Annotated in this window: 16 protein-coding genes; 8 read left to right on the plus strand and 8 right to left on the minus strand. The window is 70.2% G+C overall.

Annotated features, from left to right (window positions below; all coding sequences use genetic code 11):
• Position 1: 1 nt before the first annotated feature.
• Positions 2-760: a hypothetical protein gene (locus ACSHWB_RS35785; protein ID WP_439657722.1), complete on the plus strand. Its 759-nt coding sequence runs from the start codon at positions 2-4 to the stop codon at positions 758-760.
• A complete protein-coding gene (locus ACSHWB_RS35790) occupies positions 757-2,571 on the plus strand; it encodes a phosphoenolpyruvate carboxykinase (GTP) (RefSeq protein ID WP_439657723.1) in 1,815 nt (604 codons plus the stop codon). The genes ACSHWB_RS35785 and ACSHWB_RS35790 overlap by 4 nt, the downstream gene beginning before the upstream one ends.
• A 99-nt stretch (positions 2,572-2,670) precedes the next feature.
• Here ACSHWB_RS35790 and ACSHWB_RS35795 read toward each other — a convergent pair whose 3' ends face one another.
• The gene (locus tag ACSHWB_RS35795) at positions 2,671-3,336 is read right to left on the minus strand and encodes a CBS domain-containing protein (protein ID WP_439657724.1); all 666 of its coding nucleotides are present in this window, start codon (positions 3,334-3,336) and stop codon (positions 2,671-2,673) included.
• A gap of 156 nt (positions 3,337-3,492) precedes the next feature.
• On the opposite strand from ACSHWB_RS35795, the gene ACSHWB_RS35800 reads away from it, so the two are divergent.
• A complete protein-coding gene (locus ACSHWB_RS35800) occupies positions 3,493-3,858 on the plus strand; it encodes an ArsR/SmtB family transcription factor (protein ID WP_439657725.1) in 366 nt (121 codons plus the stop codon).
• Positions 3,859-4,274: 416 nt separating this feature from the next.
• On the opposite strand, the gene ACSHWB_RS35805 is transcribed toward ACSHWB_RS35800, so the two are convergent.
• The 7 genes from ACSHWB_RS35805 to ACSHWB_RS35835 all read right to left on the minus strand — a co-directional run bounded on the left by ACSHWB_RS35805 (position 4,275) and on the right by ACSHWB_RS35835 (position 11,186).
• Positions 4,275-4,904 carry a TetR/AcrR family transcriptional regulator gene (locus ACSHWB_RS35805; protein ID WP_439657726.1) on the minus strand — a complete coding sequence of 210 codons (630 nt, stop codon included), beginning with the start codon at positions 4,902-4,904 and terminating at the stop codon, positions 4,275-4,277.
• A 10-nt stretch (positions 4,905-4,914) separates the two neighbouring features.
• Complete coding sequence (locus tag ACSHWB_RS35810; protein WP_439657727.1) at positions 4,915-7,266, minus strand: glycoside hydrolase family 3 C-terminal domain-containing protein; 2,352 nt, start codon at positions 7,264-7,266, stop codon at positions 4,915-4,917.
• Between the two features lie 8 nt (positions 7,267-7,274).
• Positions 7,275-8,564 (minus strand): MFS transporter, encoded by a 1,290-nt coding sequence (locus ACSHWB_RS35815; RefSeq protein WP_439657728.1) that lies wholly within the window; start codon positions 8,562-8,564, stop codon positions 7,275-7,277.
• Between the two features lie 263 nt (positions 8,565-8,827).
• Positions 8,828-9,841 carry a carbon-nitrogen hydrolase family protein gene (locus tag ACSHWB_RS35820; protein WP_439657729.1) on the minus strand — a complete coding sequence of 338 codons (1,014 nt, stop codon included), beginning with the start codon at positions 9,839-9,841 and terminating at the stop codon, positions 8,828-8,830.
• Between the two features lie 72 nt (positions 9,842-9,913).
• Entirely contained in the window at positions 9,914-10,831 is a 918-nt protein-coding gene (locus tag ACSHWB_RS35825) for a malate dehydrogenase (protein WP_439657730.1), read from the minus strand.
• Between the two features lie 23 nt (positions 10,832-10,854).
• Complete coding sequence (locus tag ACSHWB_RS35830; RefSeq protein WP_439657731.1) at positions 10,855-11,022, minus strand: hypothetical protein; 168 nt, start codon at positions 11,020-11,022, stop codon at positions 10,855-10,857.
• Entirely contained in the window at positions 11,019-11,186 is a 168-nt protein-coding gene (locus tag ACSHWB_RS35835) for a hypothetical protein (protein ID WP_439657732.1), read from the minus strand. Before ACSHWB_RS35835 ends, ACSHWB_RS35830 begins: the two co-directional genes overlap by 4 nt.
• 253 nt (positions 11,187-11,439) lie before the next feature.
• On the opposite strand from ACSHWB_RS35835, the gene ACSHWB_RS35840 reads away from it, so the two are divergent.
• Genes ACSHWB_RS35840 through ACSHWB_RS35860 form a run of 5 tightly spaced genes read left to right on the plus strand, consistent with a single transcriptional unit; the run spans position 11,440 to position 16,088 of the window.
• Positions 11,440-12,768 (plus strand): ABC transporter substrate-binding protein, encoded by a 1,329-nt coding sequence (locus ACSHWB_RS35840; RefSeq protein WP_439657733.1) that lies wholly within the window; start codon positions 11,440-11,442, stop codon positions 12,766-12,768.
• Positions 12,765-13,493: an ABC transporter ATP-binding protein gene (locus ACSHWB_RS35845; RefSeq protein WP_439657734.1), complete on the plus strand. Its 729-nt coding sequence runs from the start codon at positions 12,765-12,767 to the stop codon at positions 13,491-13,493. Before ACSHWB_RS35840 ends, ACSHWB_RS35845 begins: the two co-directional genes overlap by 4 nt.
• Positions 13,490-14,203 (plus strand): ABC transporter ATP-binding protein, encoded by a 714-nt coding sequence (locus ACSHWB_RS35850; RefSeq protein WP_439657735.1) that lies wholly within the window; start codon positions 13,490-13,492, stop codon positions 14,201-14,203. The genes ACSHWB_RS35845 and ACSHWB_RS35850 overlap by 4 nt, the downstream gene beginning before the upstream one ends.
• On the plus strand, positions 14,200-15,072 hold the full coding sequence (locus tag ACSHWB_RS35855; RefSeq protein ID WP_439657736.1) for a branched-chain amino acid ABC transporter permease: 873 nt from the start codon (positions 14,200-14,202) through the stop codon (positions 15,070-15,072). The genes ACSHWB_RS35850 and ACSHWB_RS35855 overlap by 4 nt, the downstream gene beginning before the upstream one ends.
• On the plus strand, positions 15,069-16,088 hold the full coding sequence (locus ACSHWB_RS35860; RefSeq protein ID WP_439657737.1) for a branched-chain amino acid ABC transporter permease: 1,020 nt from the start codon (positions 15,069-15,071) through the stop codon (positions 16,086-16,088). The genes ACSHWB_RS35855 and ACSHWB_RS35860 overlap by 4 nt, the downstream gene beginning before the upstream one ends.
• Positions 16,089-16,128 lie beyond the last annotated feature (40 nt).

The following is a 16,128-nucleotide window of genomic DNA, read 5'->3' on the forward strand; positions in this document are numbered from 1 at the left end:
CATGAGCGCGCCATCGAGCGACTGCGTGGTCGCGGTGGTCGGCGGAATCGCCGCGACCACGAAGGTCCTCCGTCGCTACGCCGCGGTCGTCGAAGACGAGGCGGGACTGCCGACCCGAGTCATCGCCTCCGACTACGGACTGCACGACCTGCCGCCTGACACGGGCGCCGTGCTGCTGGTCAGGGCCACACCCGAGCGCGAGCAGAGGGCCCGCGACTCCCTCGTCGGCGTCCCGCTCCTCACCGACCAGGACACCACCGCGATCGCCCTGACCGCCGCGTTGCTCACCACGCTGACGCGCGCGGGCAACGCACCGGAGGCCAGCCGGGTCGTCATCGCGGGTGCCAACACCCTGCCGCTGCTCAACCCGGTCCTGCTGACCGCCGGGATCCGTGACATCACCACCTGGAACCCCGTCGACGCGCTCGCGTTCCCGTTGCGCCGCATCGCCGCCGACGCCGATGCGGTGATCAACCTGGTCGGCGGGGGCGGCCGCTTCGCCTGGCCACGGCACGCCGCGCCCGTGGTGATCGTGCCGGACCCGGCGCGCGACCCGTTGCTGGCCCTTCCGGGGCTGCTGCGTGCGCTCAGCCGGCATCCGCGCGCACGACTGACCCCGGACGTCCAGCACGCCTGTGCGATCGCGCTGTCCGCAGCCACCCCGCCCGGCGAACAGGTGCCCCGGCGTGCCGACGAGACCCTCACCCGCCAGATCGCCGAATTCGCGACAGACGCACTGCATCGAGGAGCCGCACGATGACCGCCCCCACCGTCCCCGGCCTGAACCCGGCGCCGATCACACACCAGAGGATGCTGGCGTGGGTGTCCGAGGTCGCGGCACTGACCACCCCCGACGAGGTGGTGTGGTGCGACGGCTCCCCGCAGGAATGGCAGCGGCTGACCGACAAGCTGGTCGAAGCGGGAACCCTCGTTCGGCTGGACCGCAAGCCCAACTCGTTCTGGTGCGCCTCGGATCCCACCGACGTGGCCAGGGTGGAGGACCGCACCTACATCTGCTCGGCCGACGAAGCCGACGCGGGTCCCACCAACAACTGGATGGACCCGGTCGACATGAAGGTCATCATGACCGAGCACTACCGGGGCAGCATGGCCGGCCGCACCATGTACGTCATCCCGTTCTGCATGGGCCCGTTGTCCGCTGACGATCCCATGCTGGGCGTGGAGATCACCGACTCCGAGTACGTGGTCGTCTCGATGCACATCATGACGCGCATGGGCAGCGCCGCCCTTGAGCTGTTCGGCGACGACGCGGAGTTCGTCCGTTGCCTGCACTCCGTCGGCGCACCGCTCAAGCCCGGTCAGGCCGACGTGCCGTGGCCGTGCGACCGCACGAAGTACATCACCCAGTTCCCCGAGGAACGGATGATCTGGAGCTACGGCTCCGGCTACGGGGGCAACGCCCTGCTCGGCAAGAAGTGCTACTCGCTGCGCATCGCCAGCGTGATGGCGCGCGACGAGGGCTGGCTCGCCGAGCACATGCTGATCCTCAAACTCACCTCACCACAGGGCGAGGTCCACTTCATCGCCGCCGCGTTCCCCTCGGCGTGCGGCAAGACCAACCTCGCCATGCTGGACCCCGCCCTTCCTGGCTGGAAAGTCGAAACCCTCGGTGACGACATCGCCTGGATGCGGTTCGGGGACGACGGCCGCCTCCACGCGGTCAACCCCGAGAACGGTTTCTTCGGCGTCGCGCCGGGCACCGGCTGGAACACCAACCCCAACGCCATGCTCACGCTGGCCCAAGGCAACTCCATCTACACGAACGTCGCGCTCACCGACGACGGCGACGTCTGGTGGGAGGGCAGCTCCGACACCTCGCCGGACTACCTCACCTCGTGGCGGCGAGAGGACTGGACGCCCGAGTCCACCGACCCGTCCTCGCACCCCAACTCCCGCTACTGCACACCGATCGCCCAGTGCCCGATCGCCGCCTCCGAGTGGGACGACCCCAACGGCGTGCCGATCTCGGCGATCTTCTTCGGCGGCCGCCGCGCCACCACCGTTCCCCTGGTCACCGAGTCGTTCGACTGGCAGCACGGCGTCTTCATGGGCGCCACGCTCTCCTCGGAGACCACGGCAGCCGCCACCGGCCAGGTCGGCGTGGTGCGCCGCGACCCCATGGCGATGCTGCCGTTCATCGGCTACCACGCCGGCGATTACTTCCAGCACTGGATCGACACAGGCAAGAACGCCGACACCGCCAAGCTCCCGAAGATCTTCTACGTCAACTGGTTCCGCCGCGGTGACGACGGCCGTTTCCTCTGGCCGGGATTCAGCGAGAACGCCCGCATCCTCAAATGGGCCGTCGACCGCATCGAAGGTCGCGCCACCGGGTTCCAGACCCCGATCGGCTGGGTTCCCGGCCCGAGGGCTCTCGACCTCGACGGCCTCGACGTGTCGCGCGAGGACATCAAGCAGGCGCTGAACGTCGATGACGACGAGTGGCGCGCCGAACTCCCGCTGATCGAACAGTGGTTCGCCACCATCGGGGACAAGCTCCCCACCGAACTGCAGGACGAACTCCAGGCGCTCAAGCAACGCCTTGGTTGATGCCGTCGCCGGCCGATGGCAACCTCACCCCCCGGCTTCGCCATCGGCCGGCGACACCCGCCCTCTCGCCCGCGAGCTCGTAACGTCAGGAAGCGGTGCTCACAGGCCAGTGATCATCAGGTCGTCGACGTCGAAGCTCAGCCTGTTGCGCACCGTGATCACACCCGGAACCCTGCGCGCGATCCACTCGGCCCGCTCGGTCGCGCTGTGCAGACTGAGCGTCCCGTCGAGCGTGACCACCCCGCCTGACACGTGCACCGTGACCCCGTGCACCCTCGTCGAAGCCGGCAGCAGGTGCCGTTCGAGATCGGCGCGAATCGCGTTGTCGCCACGCAGGAACAGCCGCAGCGCGTCACGCCCGGTGAGCACCCCCACGAGCGTGCCCGCACCGTTCACCACACACAGCAAGCTCGCGTGTTCACCCGCGAGCAGCCGTAGCGCGGCACACAGGTTCAAGCCCTCCGTCACGGTCGTCACCGGAGTCGTCATCAGGTCAGCCGCGACCGTCGCGGACGACTTGTGCCAGCGCATCCGCCGGTGCGTGCCCGCCAGCACCGGCGGATTCTCCGCACCGCCGTGGAACTCCAGCTTGGCCGCCAGATCCTCCTCCGACACCACGCCGACCGGGTGGCCGGCCGAGTCCACCACCGGTATCGCGCTCACCTCGTGGGCGATCATCATGCCGACGAGTTCCTTGAACGAGTTGTCCAGCGCCGCGGTGACGACCCGTCGGCACATCACATCCGCCGTCGTCGGCTCACTCATGCCCGCCCTCCCACAGCCGTGCGAGGCGACCAGGGTTGCTTACTTGGTAAGATTAGCAACTGCTGAACCCCGTTGAAACGCATCCCGAGTCGCAACAACAGGGATCAAGCAGGGAGGATCAGCACCATGACGACGGCCGGCCGGAAAGGGGCTTCGATGAGCAGGCCCCTCTATCAAGTCAAGGCGGAGTTCTTCAAGACACTCGGCCACCCCGCACGCATCCGGGTGCTCGAACTGCTCAGCGAGCGCGAGCACTCCGTCGCGGAGATGCTGCCTGAGGTCGGAATCGAAGCCGCCAACCTCTCCCAGCAGCTGGCGGTGCTGCGCCGCGCCGGACTCGTGACCACCCGCAAGGAAGGCTCCAACGTCTTCTACTCGCTGACCAGCCCTCATGTCGCGGAGTTGCTCGCCGTCGCCAGGCGCATCCTCTCCGGAGTCATCACCGGTCAGATGGAGCTTCTCGAAGACCTCCGCACGCCGGCCGCCGCCGCGCCTCGCGGTCGAGCTCGCAAGCAGAGCTGAACCTGCGAACTCTCCCGCCGCCGTCCAGCGGAACCACGACTGCCAAGTGTCGCGTGTGGCCAGTCGGGCGCTAGTACTTCGACGCTGTGCGTTGCAGCGTCCGAAGTGGAGGGAGCAACGTCCTCACTCGACCGTTGCGCTACAGCGTGCACTCCTGAGCCACCTGTTCAGTTCCAGAGGGATGGACGAAGCCAACCGAGGACTGATCATCAACGAGTGTCACCTGGAGTCAGTGCAGAACCGCTACGTGTCGCACTACAACCAGCGGCGACCACACCGAGTGCGACACCACTGTCCGCCACGACCCGATCAGTCAGCTGGAGTCCCCGGCTGTAGATCCGTACGTCGTCGGCGAGTGCTTGGGGCTTGATCAACGAGTATGAACCTGCAGCAGCGTGATCCGGCTGGGCGTGGAGTCAGGCCTTCCAGGTGCGTTTCTGGCTCTCGACGTAGCGGCGGAACTCCTCGGCCATGTCGAAGCCCGCGCCTGTGGCGAGCCACTGCTGCTGCAGGCCGTCCATCGTGGCGATGGTGAGGCGGACCAGGGTGTCGACCGGGGTGTCGGAGCGGCACTCTCCCCGTTCGCGACCGAACTCGACGGCGGCGGTGAGCCAGGTCGTGAGGCTGTCGTAGTGGTTGAGGATCCACTCGTGCGCGGGGTGTGCCGGGTCGAGGGCCTCCGCCGACAGGGTGACGAAGAGGCGCACGATGGACGGCCGGGCGGCGTTGCGGGCGACGAGCCCGGTCAGTGCGTCGAAGGCGGCCCATCCGAGCGGGGCCGCACCCTCGACCTCGAGGCGGGTGCCTTCGGTTTCCTCCCGGTACTCCAGGGCGGCGGTGAGCAGGGCGACCTTGGACGGGAAGTGGTGCAGCAGGCCGGCCTGGCTGAGGCCGGCCTGCTGTGCGACCTGGGCCACCGAGGTCCCCCGGTAGCCGGACGCCGCGAACAGGTCCAGCGCCACCTCGAGGACGCGCGTCCGCGCTTCGTCACCGGCCGCGCTGGCGCGGCCGGTGAGCGTGTGGCGGTACTGGCGGGGGAACGACACGATGACGAGGTTACCCATCCGCCGGTGACGGGCGTGCCACGTCGAGCCGCACGTCGCCGAGGCCGCGGGCGACCACCAGCCGCCCGCCGTGGATCGGCGCCCAGCCGTCGGGTGCCCAGCGGCGGAGCACCCTCGGGTCGAGCGTGACCCGGACACTGCGGCGCTCTCCGGGTGCGACGTCGTCGGCCACCGCCCAGCCGGCCAGCCGGACCGGGTCGTCGTCGGGCCGCAGGTAGACCTGCACGACCTCCCGGCCGGTGCGGGTCCCGGTGTTCTCGACGGTGACGACGAGCGCGTCGGGGCCGTCCGGTTCGGCGTCGTGGTAGGCCCACGTGGTCCAGCCGAGCCCGTGGCCGAACCAGAAGAGCGGGCTGTCGGGCGCCCAGCCGCGGTACCCCACGCCCAGGCCCTCGGCGTACTCGAGCACGCCGTCGACCGGAACGGGTGACCACGCGGGGCCGTCGCCGTCCGCGGCGGGGAAGGTGGTCACCAGCCGTCCGGTGGCCTCGCGGCGGCCGAGCAGCACGTCGGCGACGGCGTGCCCGCCTTCCTGGCCCGGCAGCCCGGCCCACAGCACGGCATCTACGTCCTCGAGCCACGGCATGAGGACCGGCGTGGCCGCGTTGACGACGACCACCGTGCTGCGTGCGGCGGCTGCGACCGCCCGGACGAGGTCGTCCTGGCGACCGGGCAACGCGAGGGTGGTCTTGTCCTTGGCCTCCATCTCCTGCTCCGGGGTCAGTCCGACCACGACCACCGCGCGTGCGGCGCCGGCCGCGGCTGCCGCGGCCGCGGTGATGGCGTCCTCGTCCGCACGGGGCACGGGGCGAGCCACCAGGGCGACGATGCTGGCGGGCCTGCCCTCGTCCGGCGGCCGCCGGGTGGCGACGAGCCGCCCGCCGGGTACCGCGGGCAGCCGTACGGTCCAGTGTGGAGGGTCGAGGACCGCCGAGATGGCGTCCGCCGGGGCGACGGTGACCTCGTGGTCGCGGTCGCCGAGACTCACGGTCCACCGGCCGGTGCCGATCACGCCGACCTCGACCTCGCCGGTGTGGGTCAGGGGCAGATCCGCGGACAGGACCACGTGCGCGGCGCCGTCGTGCGGCCCGCCCTCCAGATCCAGCAGCAGGGAGGGCACCGCGTGGTAGGTGGAGGCCTGCTCGCCGCCGTCGGCCTGGCGGCTGGTGACCCGGATCCCGGGCGCGCCGGTGTCGGGGTCCGAGACGAACGCCGGGTCCGCGGGCTCGGGCGTCGCACGCACCTCGACCCCGTCCAGCACGGTGAGACGATCACCGAGTGCGGCGCGCAGGCCGTCCGCGATGCTCACCACGTGCGGCGGCCGGACCTGCGCGGACCCACCGCCCTGGGCGACGGTCCGCAGGGCGTGCCTGCCGACCAGCAGCACCGGTGCCTCCTCGAAGGGGATCACGTCGCCGCCGGTCAGCACCGTCATGCCGGAGGCCGCGATCGACCGGAGGTGTTCGTCGCGCGCGGGAAGGGCCGCGGGAGCGGAGGTGCGGCAGCCGACGCGGGAGGCGAGTCGCAGCAGACGGCGGACGTGGTCGCGGACGGCGTCCTCGCTGACCTCGCCGGCGTGGACCGCTTCGACGAGCGCGTCGCCCCACGGTCCCTCCGGGCCCGGCATCACCAGGTCGAGCCCGTTCGCCGCGGCCAGGGTGCTCTTCGTGGCGAACCAGTCGGACATCACCAGGCCGTCGAACGCCCACTCGCCCTTCAGCACACCGTCGAGCAGTTCGCGGTGTTCGGTGGAGGGCACGCCGTTGACGTCGTTGTAGGCGGCCATGATCGTCCACGGCTGGGCGTCGGCCACGAGCATCTCGAACGGCAGCAGGTAGACCTCGCGCAGCACGCGTTCGGCCATCCTGGAGTCCACGCTCGTCCGGTCCGTCTCGGCCTCGTTGGCCACGAAGTGCTTCGGGCAGGCGCCGACTCCGCCTTCCTGCAGCCCGCGGACGTAGGCGGTGGCCAGCGCACCGGTCAGCAGGGGGTCTTCGGAGAAGGCCTCGAACAGCCTGCCGCCCAGCGGTGTGCGGTGCAGGTTGACGGTCGGGCCGAGCACGACGTCGACGTCCTGTTCGCGCGCCTCCTCCGCCAGCAGGGCACCCACGTCGTGCGCGATCCGGGTGTCCCAGGTGGACGCGACCAGAGTCGCGTTCGGCAGCAGCGCGACCGCGCGCCCACCGGAGAACACGGGGCCGCGGACGCCGGAGGGGCCGTCGGAGAACACCAGCGGCTTCAGGCCGACGGCCGGTTCGCCGTGGAGTTCGAACATGGCCGCGCCGGTCAGCAACCGGACCATCGCCGGGAGATCCAGCTTGTCCAGCAAGGTTTCGATGTCCACGGGGAGTCCTATCGCACCGAACGGATGGGAAGGATGGCCAGCGCGCCGAGCACGCCGATGACGCCGGCGCCGACGAACAGCGCCGTGTAGTTGGTCGCGGGGCCGCCGGTTCCGATCACCAGCAGGATGCCGCCCAGCGCGGCGGCCAGCGACTGGGGCAGGGCGTTGGCGATGTTCATGACGCCCAGGTCCTTCGCGGTGTTCTCCTGATCCGGCAGGACGTCCACGGTGAGCGCGGTGTCCACTGACCAGTACATGCCGTACCCGATCCCCATGATCGCCTCGACGATCAGGAAGCCCGGAACCGTCGTCACCACGCCGAGCAGGGCGAACGCGAGAGCGAGGAGGAGGATCGAGATCACGACGAAGGGTTTGCGCCGTCCCGTCCGGTCCGACAGGACGCCACCCGCCTTCGCGGTGATCACCATGCCGACCGTGAACACCAGCGCACCGAGCCCCAGGGTGCTCGCCGCCGCGGCGGGGCTGAGGCCGACTCGTTCCTGCAGGTAGAAGATGCGGAAGCTGATGAAGAGGAAGTAGGCGAGGAACACCAGGAACCGCGAGAGCCAGGCCCACCCGAAATCGGGGTGGCGCACCGGGTTGACCCAGAACGTGCGCAGCAGCGCGAGCCAGCCGCCGGTGTCGGGCCGTTCGGTGATGGGCTTGTCCGGCAGCACGGCGCAGTACACGCCGACGAGGACGAGGGTGAGCAGACCGGGCACCACGAACAGCGCGACCATGTTGTCGACGAACAGGGCGGCGATGTAGGCGGCGGCGAGGATGCCGACGTTCTGCATCACGCCGAGGTTGGCCGAGACCGACGCGCGCTGCCACTGCGGAATCTGGTCGGCGATGGTCGCCAGCAACGGCGCGAGGACGGCGTTGCCTGCCAGTTGTGCCAGGCACCAGCCGGCGAGCATGACCGTCACCGACGGGGCCAGCGCGACGATCAGCATCGCCCCGACGAACACGACCGCGCCTCCGGCCATCCACGGCCGCCGCCGCCCGAACCGCGAGGTCGTCAGGTCGGACAGCCGCCCGATCACGGGATTGCCCACGAGAGCGAACAGCGCGGCCACCGCCAGCACGTTGCCGTTGACCGCGGCGGCCTCGGTTCCGGGTACGAGCGTCCGGGTCTTGAGCGCGAGGCTCACGGTCACCGGTGCGAGCAGCCCCACGAAGAGGCCGAACTGCGCGATCGCCATGGCGGCGACCACGGCGGGCCGGGCCCGATCCGTGCGGTCGGCCGGAGAGGACGGGACTGCTGAGGCGGGAGGGGCCGAATCGGGAACGGTCATGGCGTCTCCTTTGACGACTGACTTCCACCAACCGAGTACTCGGTAGGTGGAAGAGTACGACCAGAGTCGTCGTGAGACCAGACCGTTGTTCGCAAGCGGTTCGTCGGGTCCAGCGGGGACCCGCAGGGGGCGGGCGGAGCACACCCATGCCGTCTCGACCGGCTGTGCTCGACAACCTGCCGGGTCGCCGAGCCGGTGCGCGGGTGCTCCGCGTGCGGAGGCGGAACACCCACGAGGACGGCCAGACCCGCTCTCGCGACCGATCAACCGTCCACAGTGGTCTCGTCGGTGATCTCGTCGAGGTCCGGGAACAGCGGCTCGTTCGCGAACTCGGGGGAGATGACCGGACTGGAGGGCCGGGTGTCGAGCAGGAGCCGGGTGACATCCGGCCTCGCGTAGTGTCCCGCCGGGTCGGCCGCGTTCTTGGCGAGGTCGATCAGCGCGAGGTCGAGGTCGGCCAGCACGAGGCCCTCGGCGTGCTCGTCCAGGGGCTTGCTCAGCAGGGTGGAGTCCGGCGCGTACACCCTGGAGCAGCCCGAACCGGCGGTGATGAGCGCGCGTTGCTCGTCGGTGCCCGCGAAGACCTCGATGCCCGCTTCGCTGATGACCTGGGTGGCGGCCAGGACGAAGCAGCCGCCCTCGAGGGCGTAGGTCTGGCTGACGGCCATGTTGGCCTCGGAGCCGATCGCGGGCGCGATGTCCTTGTAGAGGCCGAAGGCGGGCCAGGCCGCGACGTGGATCTGCTCGTGCTGGGCGAACATGGCGTACCTGTTGAGCGGCTGCAGGTGTTCCCAGCAGTTGAGCGCGCCGAGGCGACCGAGCTCGGTGTCGATGACCTTGAGGCCGCTGCCGTCGCCTTCGCCGAACAGGCTGCGTTCCACGTGGGTGGGCTTGAGCTTGCGGCGGTGCAGGAGCACCTCGCCGTCGGTGCCGATGATCGTCTGCGCCATGTACAGGCTGCCGTGGACCTTCTCGCTGTAGCCGAGCACGACGATGATGCCGCGGCGGCGGGCGGCCTTGCGGATGGTGGTGAGGTGGTGGCTGTCCACGCTGATCGAGTTGGCGTGGTACCGGGCGACGAACGGCATCTGCCAGACCACCGGGCCGAGCCACAGGAAGATCGGGTAACCGGGCAGCCACGTCTCCGGGAAGGCCACGAGCGCCGCACCGGCATCGGCCGCCTCGTCGATGAGCGAGATCGTCTTCTCGACGCCGGCCTCGATGTCGAGCCAGGCGGGCTCGGCCTGGACGACGGCCACACGACAGGTGTCTGACATGGATTCTCCTTGAGGCGGATGGGGTGTGGTGTCAGGCGGGTTTCCAGGCAGTGCGCAGAGGGGCCTTCGAAGTCAGGCTCGGCGGAGTTCGGCGACGGTGTCCTCGACCCGTGCCGCCGCGCGGTCCAGGCCGACGCGCTCCGAGTCGGTGAGGCGCCACTCCTCGATCCGGTCGAGGCCCTTGCGGCCGAGCACGACGGGGACGGAGAGGCTGACTCCGGAGATCCCGTACTCGCCGTCGAGGACGACCGAGGCCGGCAGGAGCGCGCCGGACTCGGTGGCCATCGCCTCGATCATGCGGGCGGTGCCGAGCCCGGTGGTCCAGGTCGACGTGCGACCGGAGTCGAGGGCGACATGGCGCTGATACCACGTGTCGACGTAGGTCTGCGCCGCGTCGCGCTGCCCCGGGGTCAGCGTGACGGGCTGCCCGCCCACGGTGACCCGGCCGTACAGCGGCACCTGGTCGTCACCGTGCTCGCCGAGCATCCACGCGCCGACGTCGCCGGGGTGCCGGTCGAGTGCCTGGCCGATCCCGGTGCGCAGGCGCAGGCTGTCGTTGAGCGTGTAACCGATCAGCCGGCGCCGGGGCAGCCAGCCCTGCCGGTGCACGTGCGTGATGAGCGGGTCGACCGGGTTGGTCAGCATCAGCACCACGCCGGTGAACCGCGAACCCGCCAGCGGAGCCAGCACCTCCTCGACGATCCGGGCGTTGTCGGCGAGGAAGACCAGGCGAGAACTGTTGAGCCGCAGGGGCACCGCGGCGCTGAGCACCACGACGTCGGCGTCCAGGGCGTCCTCGGCCGTGCCACCGCGAACCGTCGTCGCGGCGCGTCCGAGCGCGGCCGCGTTCTCCAGGTCCATGGTGTGGCTGGTGATCATGTCGGGTCTGGTGTCGACCAGCACCACCTCGTAGGTGCCCGCGGCGCAGAGCAGGTTGAAGGCGACCGACGAGCCGATGCCGCCGGCACCTCCGATGATGACTACCTTCACCGGTGTCCCTTCCGTGGTGGCGTTCATGCGCGGTAGTGGGCGTCGGGCTCGACGGCCACTTCGAGGAGCAGGGGTTCCCGGCGGCCGGCCGGCGTCGGCGGCACGGCGGCCAGTGCCGCGAGGAGGCCCGGATGGTCGTCGACGCGTTCGGCCGGGCAACCGAAGCCGCGCGCCGGGGCCGTGACGCTCACCTCGGTGAACGGAGGCAGGCCGGCTCGGCCGCACCGGCCTGTGCCGGCAGCCGGTCCGTGAACGCATAACGGCCGTAGAGCAGCGCGACCTCGGTGGAACCGAAGTTGGCGAACAGTGTGGTGAGCCCGGACCGGCGTAGGACCTGGAGGCTGGCGTTCTTCACCGTTGGCACCGGCGCGATCCCTTCCGAGGCGTGCAGTGGAGCGCCGACGCTAGGACGCCACCGGCTGCCGGACAACCGGACGGTTCGCAATGCGAGACGGCGGACGCGAAGCCCGGCGCCGGCGCCGGGAAGGTCGGTCGAAAGTGGACGGTCGCCGTCGTTTCGCTATGCGAGACGAGCCCTGTCGGTACGGCACACCGCCGCTTAACTTCACGGCCTCCCAGCCCATCCCGGCCGCTCCCGAGGAGCTCCCATGGAACCATTTGCGAACCCGATGTCCAGGCGGGCCCTGCTGCGTGCGGCGGGACTCGGCGCCGTGGCCGTGGGCGCCGCGCCGGTGTTGTCGGCATGCGGTGCCGGCCTCAAGGGTGCCGGTGGCGGCTCCGGCACCTCTGTGAAGATCGGGTACGTCAGCCCGCGGACCGGCGCCTACGCCGCCTTCGCCGAGTCCGACGCCTACCTCCTCAAGCAGGTCAGGGAGTTCTTCGGCAAGGGGATCACGGCGGGCGGCACGACGTACTCGGTGGAGGTCCTCGACCGCGACACCGGATCCGATCCGCAGCAGGCGGCGACCGTCGCCGACGAACTCGTCTCCCGGCAGGGCGTGGACCTGGTGCTCGTCACCGCGACCCCGGAGACGGTGCACCCGGTGGCGAACAAGTGCGAGGCCGAGGGCGTGCCGTGCGTCTCGACGATCGAGCCGTGGCAGGCGTACTTCTTCGGTCGCGGCGGCTCGCCGACGAAGACGTTCAAGTACACCTACCACTTCTTCAACGGCATCGAGCAGGTCGCCACGGTCGAGAGCGACATCTGGAAGCTGTTCGACACCAACCGCAAGGTGGGTGTGCTGTGGCCCAACGACACGGACGGCGCGGCCTTCCGCGACGCGACGAACGGTTACCGCGGCCAGCCGGCCACGCAGGGGTTCACGTTCGTCGACCCCGGCGCCTACGAGAACGGCACCAAGGACTTCTCCGCCATCATCGCCCGGTTCAAGCAGGAGGGCGTGGAGATCCTCGCGGGCGTGCCGACCCCGCCCGACTTCGCGACGTTCTGGACGCAGGCCGCCCAGCAGGGCTTCCGGCCGAAGGTCGCCACGATCTCCAAGGCGATCCTGTTCGGCTCATCGGTGGCGGCGCTGCCGAACGACCTCGGCGACCGCCTGTCGATCGCCAGCTGGTGGGTGCCGCAGTATCCGTACACCTCCTCGCTCACCGGTCAGACCGGCCGTCAGCTCGCCGACGACTACGAGAAGTCCGGGGAGGCGGCCGGACGCAAGTGGAACCAGGGCCTGGGCCCGAACCACGCGCTGTTCGAGGTGGCCAACGCGGTGCTCACGGCCGTCAACCCCAAGGACCGCCAGGCCGTGGCCGCACAGCTCGGCAAGACGACGATCGACACCGTCCTCGGTCACCTGTCCTGGACCGGCGGCGGCGCCGGCAACCCGGTTCCCAACGTGGCCACCATTCCGATGGTCGGTACCCAGTGGACGAAGGGCGGCAACGGGTCCTTCGACCTCAAGGTCGTCAGCAACAGCCTGGCGCCGAAGGTCGCCGTGGACGGCAAGGCGGCGTCGCTGTGACGGAACCGTTGCTGTGCCTGGAACACGTCGCGGTGCGCTTCGGCGCACTGCGCGTGCTCGACGACGTGACCCTGGAGATCCCGCGCGGCCAGGCGGTCGGCATGGTCGGGCCCAACGGCGCGGGGAAGTCCACTTTGCTCAGTGCGGTCTCCGGCGTGACCCGGACCTCCGCCGGCACGGTGAAGCTCGCGGGCCGCGACGTCACGCGGTCGACGCCCGCGGACCGGTGCCGGCTGGGCATCGGCCGGTCGTTCCAGATCCCACGCCCCTTCGCGGGTCTCTCGGTGTTCGAGAACGTCCTGCTGGGGGCCGAACGCGGCGCCGGATTGCCGCGGCGGCAGGCACGGGAGCAGGCACTGGAAGTGCTGACCACGACGGGAATGCTGAAGGTCGCGAACACGACGGCGGGTTCCCTGCCGTTGCTGGCGCGCAAGCGGCTCGAGCTCGCCAGGGCGCTGGCGACGCGCCCGCAGCTGCTGCTGCTCGACGAGATCGCGGGCGGACTCACCCAGGCGGAGGCGGACGAGCTCGTCGCGACGATCGCGTCCATCAAGGACAGCGGCACGACCGTGCTGTGGATCGAACACGTCCTCAAGGCGCTCGTGCAGGTGGTCGACCGGCTCGTGTGTCTCGCCGGAGGACGGATCTCGGCGGACGGCGACCCTGCCGAGGTGCTGGCGAGTGACGAGGTGGCCGAGGTCTACCTGGGAGGGCCGCGCGCGTGAACCTGTTGCAACTGGAGTCCGTCGACGCGGGCTACGGCGACTTCCAGGCGCTGTTCGGAGTCGACCTGACCGTGGCCGAGGGCGAGCTGCTGGCGCTGGTGGGCGCGAACGGGGCGGGGAAGACCACGCTGCTGCGCACCATCGCGGGTGAGCTGAGCCCGGTTCGCGGGTCTGTCTCCTTCGCGGGCAGTGATGTCACGGCTCTGCCGGACGTGCGGCGGGCCCGGCTCGGCATCGGTCTGGTGCCGGAGGGCCGCCGCCTGTTCGGTTCGCTGACCGTCGAGGAGAACCTGCTGGTCGGTGCCGCGACCGGCAGGCCCGGACCGTGGAACCTGGCGACGGTCTACGACCTGATGCCACTGGTGGCCGACCGCCGCGACCGCGGGGCGGCCCGGCTGTCCGGCGGCGAACAGCAGGCCGTGGCCATCGCCCGGGCGCTGATGGGCAACCCCCGACTGCTCCTGCTGGACGAGGTCTCGCTCGGGCTCGCGCCGGTGATCGTGGACCGGCTGTACACCTCGCTGCCGGACATCCGCGCGACCGGCGTCACCGTCGTCCTGGTCGAACAGGACCTGACCCGCACGTTCGAGGTCGCCGACCGGATCGCGTGCGTGCTCGAAGGGCGGATCGTCCTGTCCGGCGCCGCCGGTGAGCTGACCCGCGAGCAGGTCACGGCGGCCTACTTCGGTGCCCCGGAGGTGGTCTCGTGAGCTGGGTGAACGCGATCGTGCAGGGAGTGCTGCTCGGAGGGATCTTCGCGATGGCCGCGAGCGGGCTGTCGTTGATGTTCGGCGTCATGCGGATCGCCAACCTCGCGCACGGCGACCTGATGATCCTTGGTGGCTACGTCGCCGCGGCCTCCGCGACGTACCTCGGCATGCCGGTGTGGCTGACGGTGGTCGTGTCGATGGTGGCTCTGGGAGCGCTGGGCTGGGTGGTCCAGCGGGTGCTGCTGGACCGGGCCATGCGCCTGGGCGAGTTCACCCCGCTCATGGTGACGTTCGGGCTGTCGGTGATCATCCCGAACGCGCTGGTGGAGACCTTCTCCAACGACGCGGTGCCACTGGGCATCGGCGCGCTCGGCACCGCGAGCGTCCAGCTCGCACCCGGCCTGACGGTCGGCTGGTTCCCGCTGCTGACCGTGGTCGCCTCGGTGCTCGTGCTCGCGGGGCTGCACCTGTTCCTGTACCGCACGCAGTACGGGCGGATCACCCGCGCCACGTCCGACGACAGCCGGACCGTCCGGCTGATGGGCGTGGACGACCGGCGGGTCTATGCGCTGACCACCGTGATCGCGCTGAGCACCGTCGCGCTCGCCGGCACCCTGTACGCGATGCGGCAGGGCGGTGTCACACCGTTCGAGGGCCAGCTGACGGTGTTGTTCGCGTTCGAGACCGTGATCATCGGTGGCCTCGGCTCGCTGTGGGGGACGCTCGCAGGGGGAGTGGCGCTCGGCATCGCGCAGTCGGTCGGCGCGCAGGTGTCGCCGGACCTTCCTCTGCTGGCAGGACACGTCGTTTTCCTTCTGGTGCTGGTGTTCCGGCCCCAGGGGCTGTTCGGAAAGGAGGTGACCGCGTGAGCACTGCGGTGTCGCCGGACGCGACGGAAGTCCTGCGGGTGCGGCGGGGTGGAGGTGCCGCGATCATCGGCGCCGGCGGGTTCTCGGCGGTCGTGCTCGTGCTCGTGGCCCTGCCCTATCTCGTCGAGACCTCGGTCACCGGGCAGCTGGTGAAACTGTGCTACCTCATCGCGCTGGCCACGATGTGGAACCTGCTCGCCGGCTACGCGGGCATGATCTCCATCGGTCAGCAGGCGTTCCTGGGCCTCGGAGCGTATGCGTTGTTCATCGTCAACGACCTCGGTCTCGACGTGTACTCGGGCACCGCCGTCGTGTCGGTGGTCGTCGGGCTGGTCGCCTGGCCCTTGTCGTTCCTGGCTTTCCGGTTGCGCGGCGGGTACTTCGCCGTGGGGACCTGGGTGATCGCCGAAGTGGTGCGGCTGATCGTGATCCGCTTCGACGCGCTCGGCGCCGCCCGCGGCCGCAACCTCACCGCGATCACCGAGGACCCGCTGCTCCGGCGCGCGTACACGTACTGGCTCGCGGTGGCGGTGATGGTCGCCGCGGTCGTCGGCACCTACCTCGTGCTGCGCAGCCGCATCGGCCTGGACCTGCAGGCCATTCGTGACGACGAGGTCGCGGCGAGCTCTCTCGGCGTCCGGGTCACCCGGGGGAAACGGATCATCTACGTGCTGTCGGCGGCGGGCTGTGCCGCCGTGGGCGCGGTGATCTGCGTCAGCAGTCTCGGAGTGGCCTCGCCCACCCAGATCTTCGGGGTCCAGTACTCCGCTCTGATGATCTTCATGGTGATCATCGGAGGTGTCGGCACGGTGGAGGGCCCGATCATCGGCGCGGTGGCCTACTTCCTGCTGGACAAGTACTTCTCGCAGAGCGGCGTGTGGTATCTGGTGATCATCGGCGTGGCCGCGATCCTGGTGTCGCTGTACCTGCCCCGCGGCCTCTGGGGAGCGGTGAGCCGGCACGGCAGGTACGCGATCTTCCCGGTGGCGCACCAGGTCACGGGAAGGAGCGCATGATCTTCATGACCGAACCGCCCTCACCCCACGCCACGGGAGC

Origin of the sequence: Lentzea sp. HUAS TT2 (assembly GCF_051853195.1) — a bacterium.
Classification (GTDB): Bacteria; Actinomycetota; Actinomycetes; order Mycobacteriales; family Pseudonocardiaceae; genus Lentzea.

Bases quoted from the DNA above. Each gene is read 5' to 3' on its own strand.
- ACSHWB_RS35785 (WP_439657722.1), top strand. From the start codon at position 2: ATGAGCGCGCCATCGAGCGACTGCGTGGTCGCGGTGGTCGGCGGAATC.
- ACSHWB_RS35790 (WP_439657723.1), top strand. From the start codon at position 757: ATGACCGCCCCCACCGTCCCCGGCCTGAACCCGGCGCCGATCACACAC.
- ACSHWB_RS35795 (WP_439657724.1), bottom strand. From the start codon at position 3,336: ATGAGTGAGCCGACGACGGCGGATGTGATGTGCCGACGGGTCGTCACC.
- ACSHWB_RS35800 (WP_439657725.1), top strand. From the start codon at position 3,493: ATGAGCAGGCCCCTCTATCAAGTCAAGGCGGAGTTCTTCAAGACACTC.
- ACSHWB_RS35815 (WP_439657728.1), bottom strand. From the start codon at position 8,564: ATGACCGTTCCCGATTCGGCCCCTCCCGCCTCAGCAGTCCCGTCCTCT.
- ACSHWB_RS35820 (WP_439657729.1), bottom strand. From the start codon at position 9,841: ATGTCAGACACCTGTCGTGTGGCCGTCGTCCAGGCCGAGCCCGCCTGG.
- ACSHWB_RS35840 (WP_439657733.1), top strand. From the start codon at position 11,440: ATGGAACCATTTGCGAACCCGATGTCCAGGCGGGCCCTGCTGCGTGCG.